Raw genomic sequence first — 9,432 nt, forward strand, 5'->3', positions numbered from 1 at the left:
AATACCATGAAACGTACTTTTCAGCCTTCGCAGCGCAAACGCCGCAACAAGCACGGTTTCCGCTCTCGCATGGAAACCGCTAACGGCCGCAGCGTAATTGCTCGTCGTCGTGCCAAAGGCCGCAAGCGCCTGACTGTATCCGACGAAGGTCGTCATAAGCGCTAAGCCGCTGACGGCGCCTACCGCACCGCTCCTGACGATGGTAAACTCTACGCCGGGCGCGCGCTCTTATTCGTTTCCGAAAGAAGAACACTTGTGTCGCAAAAAGCTCATCGACGAGCTTTTCGGCCGGGGTTCTTCTTTTGGTTTGTATCCCCTGCGTATAGTGTGGCTTCCTACCGCAGATGCTACCACTGATGCTCCACAAGTACTGGTGAGCGTTAGTAAACGCAATTTTAAGCGGGCCGTTGATCGGAATTATTTTAAGCGCCTCATGCGGGAAGCCTACCGACTCAACAAATACCGCCTGTTGGAGGCCCCCGGTGGGCATCGGGTAGGGCAGCTAGCTATCATCTATACTGGGAAGGAAAAAAAGCCTTTCACGCTGGTCGAAAAAAAATTAATTTCAGGGCTGGAGCGTTTGCTGACTGACGCAACCCCGCAAGCCCGGGCGGCGTCTCCTTCGTAGGATTTTTACTAGCTGCCAGCCCCTTTATGCGCAAAAAATCTTTGGCTGCTGTTGCCTTGCTCGGCGGCGCCGCACTACTCGTATCGTTCCGCCCAGCCTCCGATAATGAGCGGTACTTCGAAATAGCCAAGAACCTCGACATTTTCGCTACCCTCTTTAAAGAGGTCAATACGTACTATGTTGATGAGATTCCGCCGGCCAAACTGGTGAAGACGGGTATTGACGCCATGCTCAAGTCGCTGGACCCGTACACGAACTACATTCCCGAGGACGATATTGAGGATTTCCGCACGATGACTACCGGACAGTACGGTGGCATTGGCGCGGTGGTGTTGAAGCGCAACGGCAAGACGGTCGTGCAGGCCGCTTATGAAGGCTTTCCCGCTCAAAAGGCTGGCCTCCTCCCCGGCGATGAAATCCTGACCATCAACGGCGTAAACGTCGACAAGAAGTCTAACTCCGATATCAGTAAGCTTCTGAAAGGCCAAGCCAACTCGCAGGTGAAGCTGATGGTAACCCGCTACGGGCAGGATGCCCCAGTGGAGCTAAACATTACCCGTGATAAAATTCAGGTCGATAACGTGCCCTACTATGGCATGCTCACGCCTGAGGTGGGCTACTTCCAGCTTACCGGCTTCACCATGGATGCCGGCAAGGAAGTGCGCATGGCTGTTTCTAAGCTGAAGGAACAAGGCGCGAAGAAGCTAGTACTTGACATTCGGGATAACCCGGGCGGCCTACTCAATGAAGCCGTTAATATCTCTAACCTTTTTGTAGATAAGGGGCTGGATATCGTAAGCACTAAGGGCAAGGTAACGGACTGGAACAAGACCTATAAAGCCTTGGATACGCCCTTGGATACGCAGATGCCAATCGTAGTGATTACCTCTAATCGCTCGGCATCCGCTTCTGAAATTGTGTCGGGGGTGTTGCAAGACTACGACCGCGCAGTGCTGGTAGGAGAGCGAACGTTTGGTAAAGGCTTGGTGCAGGCTACTCGTCCGCTCAGCTATAACTCACAGCTCAAAGTGACGACGGCCAAGTACTATATTCCCAGTGGGCGCTGCATTCAAGAAATTGACTACAGCCACCGTGCCGATGATGGTACACTGGGCAAGGTGCCCGATTCCTTGCGTACAGCTTTCAAAACGCAGGCTGGCCGCACGGTATACGACGGCGGCGGTGTAGCACCCGATGTGGAGGTGCAGGATCCCGAAATTGCGGACATTACCCGGGTACTACTGCAAAAGAGCTACCTGTTTGACTATGCTACCCGCTACCGAGCTGAGCATCCTAGCATTGCGCCGGCACGGCAGTTTGCGCTGACGGATGCTGACTACCAGAAATTTGTTGATTACCTCAAAAATAAGGACATCAACTACAGCACCGACGCGGAGAAAGCCCTGGCTGACCTCACCAAAAAAGTGAAGGACGAGAAGCACTACGACGACGTGAAAACGGAATTGGAAGCCATGCGCCGCAAGGTAACGACCAATAAAGCCAACGACTTGATGCGCTTCAAACCCGAAATTCGGGAGTTGCTAGAGCAGGAGATTGTGTCGCGCTATTACTTCCAGAAAGGAAGTGTGGAAGCTTCTTTTGATGACGACCCTAACATCCTAATGGCGATGGACGTGCTCAAAGACCCGTTGCGGTATGGTGCACTGCTCAAACCGGGTACCGCAGAAGCTAAAACCCGCCCCGAAGCCAAGCGCAGCACCGCCGGTGGGAAGTAAGGAACAGCTTATTGGGAACCACAGAAAGCAGCCTCTTCTTGGGGCTGCTTTTTATTTGTGCCTACTCCAAGTGAATAACCTTGCTTCTGACGGTTACCTAGACGAGGTACTAAGGAGAAATGTATAGAGAAGGATGTAGTAAAGCTTTGGTAAGAAGCGGTAGCTAAAAGCACTGTAGCGAGCTTCCCGGTAGCTGCTGTACCTTTGCACTATGTCCACGCTGCTACTATCCCTCGAAACTTCCTCCCCCATTTGCTCTATTGCCTTACACCGCATGGAAACGGGCGCGCTAGTGGGGCAATCGGAGTTGCGACTAGAGAAGTCACACTCTTCTCACTTGAGTGTACTCATCAATCAGTTGCTGGAAAATTCTTTGCACACGCTGGCTGATCTGGCGGCAGTAGCCGTTTCTGATGGGCCTGGCTCCTATACGGGGTTGCGCATTGGGGCCGCGGCGGCTAAAGGACTATGCTACGCCTTGGATATTCCGCTAGTAGCTATTAGTACCTTGCAGAGTATGGCGCACCAAGTAGCTAGCGTCACGGCCCGCCCCGAGCAGTTTCTATTCTGCCCCATGTTGGATGCTCGCCGGATGGAAGTGTATGCGGCCCTCTACCAGTGTACGGGGGCCGAAGTGCTGGCCCCAGCTCCTCTGATTTTGGATGCCGACACCTTGGCCGAACAATTAGCCCACCAGTCTTTGTTGTTCTTTGGTAGCGGGGCAGCCAAGTTTCAGGCTCTCGTTGCTGAGCACCCGCGGGCGGGGTTTCTCACTGGCATTGAGCCATCGGCCGTGGCCGTTGGTGCATTGGCAGTGGAGGCTTATCGTCGGCAGGATTTCCGGAGCGTGGCTTACTACGAGCCGTTTTATCTGAAGGAGGTGTACACCACCACTCCTAAAGCCGCTAGCCTCCCGAAAAAGGGTTAGTGAGCAACCAAAGCCGCTAAATCGGCTCAGTCTTCAGCCTCTCACTTCTATCTATACCATGGAAGAGTTTATCAACCGCGTTGCGCAAAGCGCCCTTACCACGCTCAACTTAGAGGAGTTTATTCATCCGGGCGAGCGGGTAGTTTATGACATTAAGGAAAACCTGTTTCATGGACTTATCCTCCGCGAAAAGGATTTCCGCGAGTTCATCAAAACGTACGACTGGAGTCAGTACGATGGTAAAAACGTTGCCATCATCTGCTCCGCCGATGCTATTGTACCCACGTGGGCTTATATGCTGCTGGCTTCGAAGCTACAAAACCATGCGCACCGCTACGTATTCGGTAGTCTAGAGGCGCTGGAACAAGACTTGTTTCACGAGGCCATTGCCAAGGTGGATATCGAGCAGTATCGCGACGCTAAGGTGGTAGTGAAAGGCTGCGGTGAAAAGCCGGTGCCTACCTATGCCTACGTCGCCATTATGCAGAAGCTGTTGCCCGTTACGTCCAGCATTATGTATGGCGAGCCCTGCAGCACGGTGCCTCTCTATAAGCGGCCAAAAGTTGCTGTAAGCTAGGGTCTTCTAACCCATAAGAAAACGCGTCATCCTGAGCCGCGCGCAGGTATTTCCACTAGAGCAAGGGTCGTGTTTGCGACTCGTTCTATTGTAGGAAGTCTCCCGCCGTGGGCAGGATGACGCGTTTTTGCGCCATCTTAGCTCGCTAAACGTTGCCCTATATGTCCAACCTTACTTCTGTAAAGCCCTACAAAATCAGCGTAGTAACTGGTATTGCCATTGTAGTAGCCAATATGGTTGGTACGGGTGTGTTCACCAGCCTGGGCTTTCAGGTGGTTGATATTCAGAGTGGCTTTGCCTTGCTGATGTTGTGGCTGGTAGGAGGTGTTATTGCGCTATGCGGTGCGCTCTGCTATGGTGAACTGGCTGCTGCTATGCCCCGCTCGGGTGGCGAGTACCATTACTTATCGCGCATCTATCACCCTGCCCTCGGCTTCCTTTCAGGCTGGGTGTCGGCTACGGTAGGCTTTGCTGCTCCCACGGCGGCGGCAGCCATGGCTCTCGAAAAGTATGCCACCAGCGTTTGGCCCACCTTACCACCCAAGTGGCTTGCCGTAGGGGTGGTGCTAGCTCTAGCTGGGGTGCATGCCAGTAGTAGTCGGGCAGGCAGCCGTCTGCAAGTAGTCGTCACACTTGTCAAAGTAGCCGTCCTAGTTGGCTTCATTGGGGTCGGGTTAGTTGTTGCGGTTCCCCAGCCAGTAGTCTTCACGCCCCAAGGTTCGCCCGAGTGGCAGTTACTTCTTAGTCCTGCCTTTGCCGTGTCGCTCATCTTCGTTTCCTACGCATATTCCGGCTGGAATGCAGCGGTATACCTCACAGGGGAAATAGAGCAACCGCAGCGTAATTTGCCGCGCATCTTACTCATCGGTACAGGTACCGTACTCCTATTATATATAGGACTAAACTTTATTTTTCTGCGTTCAACTCCCATTACGAGTTTGAAGGGACAAGTAGAGGTAGGGTTTGTAGCAGCTACATCCTTATTTGGTACGGCAGGAGGGAGGCTGATGGGCGGCCTCATTGCGGCGTTGCTTGTCTCCACTATCAGCTCTATGATCTTTGCTGGCCCTCGCATTGTGCAGGTGATGGGGGAGGACTTGCCAGCCTGCGGTTTCTTGCTTACCGGAGCCCAGGCGGCGTACCCGTGCGGGCTTTGATCTTTCAAACCGCTCTTACATTACTATTCGTGCTTCAGGCCTCGTTTGCGCAGGTAGTAGTATATGCGGGCTTTGTACTCAACTTATTTACGTTCCTAACGGTGCTGGGGCTATTCATTCTCCGAGTACGCCAGCCAGCGCTGCCACGGCCTTACAAAGCTTGGGGCTATCCTCTCACACCGCTACTGTTCCTGCTGCTCAATGGCTGGACGCTGCGCTTCATAGCTCAGGATAAGCCGACCGAAACCCTGTATGGATTAGCTACGCTTGGCTTGGGCTTGCTGGTGTATTTTGGAAGTCAGCGCGTATTTCGCCAACCTCAGAGTGCAAACTAGCCGTAAGCAGAGCTTTATGCTAGCGTATGGAAGCACCTTCTCCGCCATTGGCCGTCGGCTGGAAACAGAAAGCCTACAGCGTTATTTTCGAATCGGATACTTCTGCCGGACGAGCGTTTGACATTGGACTGTTAATAGCTATTCTGCTCAGCGTACTGGTTGTGATGCTGGAAAGTGTGCGAAGCATTAACGCCCAGTACGGACCCTATTTGCGGGCCGTCGAATGGCTTTTCACCGGCTTATTTATCGTTGAATACATAGCTCGGCTACTGGTAGTGCGCCGCCCACTCACGTATGCGCTCAGCTTACTAGGCATTATTGACTTCTTGGCCATTGCGCCCACTTTGGTTAGCCTAGTTCTAGCAGGTAGTCAATACCTTATCGTTATCCGTACGCTGCGGCTTCTGCGGGTATTCCGCATTTTCAAGCTGGGGCGTTTTGTTGGCGAAGGCGAGTTCATTGTCCTTGCTCTTAAAGCTAGCCGCTTCAAAATCCTGGTGTTTCTGACGGCCGTACTTACCCTCGTGGTAGTTATCGGCACGATGATGTACGTGGTAGAAGGCGGGCAAAACGGATTTACCAGCATTCCAAAGAGCATCTACTGGGCTATTGTTACGCTTACAACTGTCGGGTACGGTGACATCTCACCCGTAACAGTGCTCGGTCAGACGCTGGCCTCCGTTCTGATGATTTTGGGATACGCCATCATTGCCGTGCCTACCGGTATAGTATCGGCCCAAATGGCTACTCCTAGTAAAGCTGCGCCCATGTACAAACAAGTAATCTGCCACGTGTGCCAGGCCACCGAGCACAATCCGGAAGCGGAGTACTGCTGGCGTTGCGGCGAAAAGCTCTAGGGTAACTAGTTCAGGCAGCTTAAGGCGTTTGCTTACTTTCGCCTTTCCTGAACATTCTGCTTCACGTATGCGCTTTCTCTTTATCCGGCTATTATTGCCGGCGCTTCTAGCTGCTGTTGCTGCTTGCTCCGACCAGAAATCCACCTCAGCCGAGCAGCAAGTTGCCCAAACTACCTCCTCCGATACCGCAGTTGCTCAGCCAGCAGTAGCTCCGGCCCAACCACCCGCACCCGATACTAGCGACGTGCATAATGTGGCCGCTTACCTAGCCGGGTTACCTAGTAGCCGTCAGAGCAGCTTGCGCACATTGGAGGGCCAGCCTGGCTGGCAAGCCTATGCCACAACCTCTAACAAAAGCTGGGCTACCTACGACAGCACGCGCACAGCCAAGATAGAGGCCTGGGCAGCTACTGAACTAGACTCTGTGCAAGCTACTAGCCCTACCATTTTCTATCCCTTCAGCGGCCCCGATTTCCTGAATGTCACCACAATGTTCCCCACCAGCACTACATACGTGTTGATGGGTTTGGAGCCTGTTGGTACGGTGCCCCAACGCAGTACCCTTGAAAACCCCAATCTGTTCACTGCGCTCAAAGCGTCTTTGTGGTCGGTGCTGAACTTTAGCTTCTTTCGCACCAATGATATGGCCGTAGACCTAAAATCAGTGGAGTTGGATGGGGCTCTACCCTTAATGATGCTGTTTGCGGCTCGCACAAATCACCAAGTGCTAGGCGTACGCTACATCCAACTGAGCCCGCAGGGAGAACTCATCGAAGCCGATTCGGCTACAATCCGCAAACCTAGCCTCAAGACCATTCCTGGTGTGGAAATGAGGCTGAAAGCTAAAAACGGACCCGAGAAAACGGTGCTCTACCTGTCTGCTGATCTGAGTGACTGGAAATTGGGTACTACCAAAGAAGCGGCTCTAACGTACGTGCGCACGCTTGGGCCGCTTACTACCTATGTAAAGTCGGCGACGTATTTGATGCACAAGGCTTATTTCAGCAAAGTGCGAAACCTCATCTTGGAACGTAGCAACTATGTTTTGCAAGACGATTCCGGCATTGCAATGAAGTACTTCCCTGCTACCGACTGGCAGTTTACGTATTACGGTACCTACAAGCGTCCCATCAACTTGTTTGCCAAGCACTACCAACCCGAGCTAACCGCTACCTACACTGACAAGGCCAACCCTCCGCGCCCGTTGCCTTTCGGTACCGGGTACAACTGGCGTCAAAACGACTCCAACCTCTTGTTAGCGCACCGTCGCCAACCAGTGCAGGCGCAAGAAGTACAGTAGCACTAAAAAAGCAGAAGCCGCACTTGTTAACAGGCATGCGGCTTCTGCTTTTCTAAAGATCAAGTACAGCATAGAAACTCGTAAGATCTTGCCTTTGCTCACTAGCGTCTTATATACAATGTTGACTCGTCTTAAGCTGCTACCTATGGTCTTGCTGCTAGGAACTCTTCCTGCATCTCACCAAGCTGCCCTTCCAGCATCAGCTTTGCCGGCATCTCTTCCAGATAGCCCACTGCTTGATAGTCTACTGCGTGCGGATGCTCGCCTACTGCCAGTAGTAAGCCAAGCCAGTGCATATGAGCTTCAAGTTATCTATATCCAAATTGACCGTGACAACCAGAATCAACCGCACTTCACTCAGCATTCCTTTCATGTTAATCCCCGTCAGTATTTCAACCCAGCTAGCTTAGTGAAGTTGCCCACGGCAGCGCTTGCCTTAGAAAAGCTGCACCAACTGAATATTCCCGGGCTCACGCGCAATGCCGCCATGTCTACCGGGACGGCCTTCCGTTGCCAAACTGCTGCCCCTTTCGTCAGCTCTCCTGATTCGGATAGAATCAATTCCGTCGGGAATTATATTAAGCGGATGCTCCTGGTAAGTGACAACCAAGCATACAACCGCTTGTATGAATTTGTGGGGCAACGCCCACTCAACGAACGGTTATGGCAGCTTGGTTATCCAGAAGCACGCATCGTCCGCCGATTTGCTCCGTGCGATACGGCTGCTAACCGTCATACTAATCCCATCAGTTTTAAGAATGCAGCTGGGCAAATCATCTACCAGCAGCCGCCAGCCACAAATCATCAGTCATTAGGTTTCCCTTTAGGGCGCATCACCAAAGGACGAGCGTATCAGACCGGGGGGCATATTGTCACTAAGCCCTATGATTTCACTACAGCCAACTACCTGCCATTGGAAACGGTGACTACCATGTTGAAAGCAATCCTGTTCCCTGAAGCGGTATCTGCTGCTAACCGTTTCCAACTCACCGCCGCCGACTACGGTTTTCTTCGTCAGTACCTCCGCTATACTCCCCACGCCTCAGGATATACACCCTACCGTTCTGCGCAGTACTTCGATGCCTATAAGAAATACCTCTATTATGGGCGCCAGCGGACAGCTACTAATGAGCCCGGCATACACATATATAATGTAGTTGGCTTGTCACACGGCTACGTAGCGGACGTGGCCTACATAACAGATAAGACACAAGCGGTAGAATTTATGCTTAGTGCTGTTCTATACGTTAACAAGGATGGCGTTCTTAATGATGGTGTATATGAATACGATTCCATTGGTTACCCCTTTCTAGCTGCTTTAGGCCAGCATATCTACAGATTCGAGCTAAAACGGCCACGCAATGTTCCTGAAAAGGAAAGTCAACAAGAATTGCCAGAGGATAAAAGCAGAAAAATGCGCTGACTGGGAACCGATAATCGAGTCTGGTAGTTCGCAATATTCTGACTGATAGCAGCTACCGAAAAAGGAGTAAATAAATAATCGAAAGATTGGTTTAAAATCTTGTTTTCTCTACAAGATCTACTACTTTTGCACTCCCGAATCGGACGGAGGCGGGTAACGAGAAGTAGTAAAAAAAGTTACGCTCGAAAGTTGGAAATGCAAAACAGTATGTGTTATCTTTGCAGCCCGCTTCAGTAGGAAGGGGAATAGCAACCAAGAGAACAGAAAATATTTTCTACTACTAGTTGCACAAACAAAAAAGCTTCGTACCTTTGCAGCCCGCTTCAATCGGAAGGGGGGTAAGCAGAAAAGAAAGAGAAAAATTTTCCTTCTTTTTCTTGCGAATAGTAAAATGCTTCGTACCTTTGCAGCCCGCTACGGCTCGAAGGGGTTGCAGCCGCCACGCTCAGCGCGGCACAGGGCTAGTTTCAACTGGAAACTAGCACACGTTC

Annotated in this window: 10 protein-coding genes; all 10 read left to right on the forward strand. The window is 51.9% G+C overall.

Features of this window, described 5'->3' with window-relative positions; translation table 11 throughout:
* The first annotated feature begins 6 nt into the window (after positions 1–6).
* The 10 genes from rpmH to VI25_RS16635 all read left to right on the forward strand — a co-directional run bounded on the left by rpmH (position 7) and on the right by VI25_RS16635 (position 8,941).
* Positions 7–165 (forward strand): 50S ribosomal protein L34, encoded by a 159-nt coding sequence (gene rpmH, locus VI25_RS16595; protein ID WP_045689549.1) that lies wholly within the window; start codon positions 7–9, stop codon positions 163–165.
* A 34-nt stretch (positions 166–199) separates the two neighbouring features.
* Complete coding sequence (locus VI25_RS16600) at positions 200–628, forward strand: ribonuclease P protein component (RefSeq protein WP_045689548.1); 429 nt, start codon at positions 200–202, stop codon at positions 626–628.
* A gap of 26 nt (positions 629–654) precedes the next feature.
* Positions 655–2,364, forward strand: coding sequence for a S41 family peptidase (locus tag VI25_RS16605; RefSeq protein WP_045689547.1), 1,710 nt, complete (start codon positions 655–657; stop codon positions 2,362–2,364).
* 211 nt (positions 2,365–2,575) lie between these two features.
* Positions 2,576–3,292, forward strand: coding sequence for a tRNA (adenosine(37)-N6)-threonylcarbamoyltransferase complex dimerization subunit type 1 TsaB (gene tsaB, locus VI25_RS16610; protein WP_045689546.1), 717 nt, complete (start codon positions 2,576–2,578; stop codon positions 3,290–3,292).
* A gap of 58 nt (positions 3,293–3,350) precedes the next feature.
* Positions 3,351–3,869, forward strand: coding sequence for a DUF2480 family protein (locus VI25_RS16615; RefSeq protein WP_045689545.1), 519 nt, complete (start codon positions 3,351–3,353; stop codon positions 3,867–3,869).
* Positions 3,870–4,030: 161 nt separating this feature from the next.
* Entirely contained in the window at positions 4,031–5,026 is a 996-nt protein-coding gene (locus tag VI25_RS16620; RefSeq protein ID WP_201783320.1) for an APC family permease, read from the forward strand.
* Positions 5,014–5,361 carry a hypothetical protein gene (locus VI25_RS27885; protein WP_262489970.1) on the forward strand — a complete coding sequence of 116 codons (348 nt, stop codon included), beginning with the start codon at positions 5,014–5,016 and terminating at the stop codon, positions 5,359–5,361. Before VI25_RS16620 ends, VI25_RS27885 begins: the two co-directional genes overlap by 13 nt.
* 26 nt (positions 5,362–5,387) lie before the next feature.
* The gene (locus VI25_RS16625) at positions 5,388–6,218 is read left to right on the forward strand and encodes an ion transporter (protein WP_045689544.1); all 831 of its coding nucleotides are present in this window, start codon (positions 5,388–5,390) and stop codon (positions 6,216–6,218) included.
* A 67-nt stretch (positions 6,219–6,285) separates the two neighbouring features.
* Positions 6,286–7,518: a hypothetical protein gene (locus tag VI25_RS16630; protein ID WP_052695391.1), complete on the forward strand. Its 1,233-nt coding sequence runs from the start codon at positions 6,286–6,288 to the stop codon at positions 7,516–7,518.
* A gap of 145 nt (positions 7,519–7,663) precedes the next feature.
* Positions 7,664–8,941 carry a serine hydrolase gene (locus tag VI25_RS16635; protein ID WP_161806962.1) on the forward strand — a complete coding sequence of 426 codons (1,278 nt, stop codon included), beginning with the start codon at positions 7,664–7,666 and terminating at the stop codon, positions 8,939–8,941.
* Positions 8,942–9,432 lie beyond the last annotated feature (491 nt).

This window comes from Hymenobacter sp. AT01-02 (assembly GCF_000961955.2).
GTDB lineage: Bacteria > Bacteroidota > Bacteroidia > Cytophagales > Hymenobacteraceae > Hymenobacter > Hymenobacter mucosus.

Bases quoted from the DNA above. Each gene is read 5' to 3' on its own strand.
- rpmH (WP_045689549.1), top strand. From the start codon at position 7: ATGAAACGTACTTTTCAGCCTTCGCAGCGCAAACGCCGCAACAAGCAC.
- VI25_RS16600 (WP_045689548.1), top strand. From the start codon at position 200: ATGGTAAACTCTACGCCGGGCGCGCGCTCTTATTCGTTTCCGAAAGAA.
- VI25_RS16605 (WP_045689547.1), top strand. From the start codon at position 655: ATGCGCAAAAAATCTTTGGCTGCTGTTGCCTTGCTCGGCGGCGCCGCA.
- tsaB (WP_045689546.1), top strand. From the start codon at position 2,576: ATGTCCACGCTGCTACTATCCCTCGAAACTTCCTCCCCCATTTGCTCT.
- VI25_RS16615 (WP_045689545.1), top strand. From the start codon at position 3,351: ATGGAAGAGTTTATCAACCGCGTTGCGCAAAGCGCCCTTACCACGCTC.
- VI25_RS16620 (WP_201783320.1), top strand. From the start codon at position 4,031: ATGTCCAACCTTACTTCTGTAAAGCCCTACAAAATCAGCGTAGTAACT.
- VI25_RS16625 (WP_045689544.1), top strand. From the start codon at position 5,388: ATGGAAGCACCTTCTCCGCCATTGGCCGTCGGCTGGAAACAGAAAGCC.
- VI25_RS16630 (WP_052695391.1), top strand. From the start codon at position 6,286: ATGCGCTTTCTCTTTATCCGGCTATTATTGCCGGCGCTTCTAGCTGCT.
- VI25_RS16635 (WP_161806962.1), top strand. From the start codon at position 7,664: ATGGTCTTGCTGCTAGGAACTCTTCCTGCATCTCACCAAGCTGCCCTT.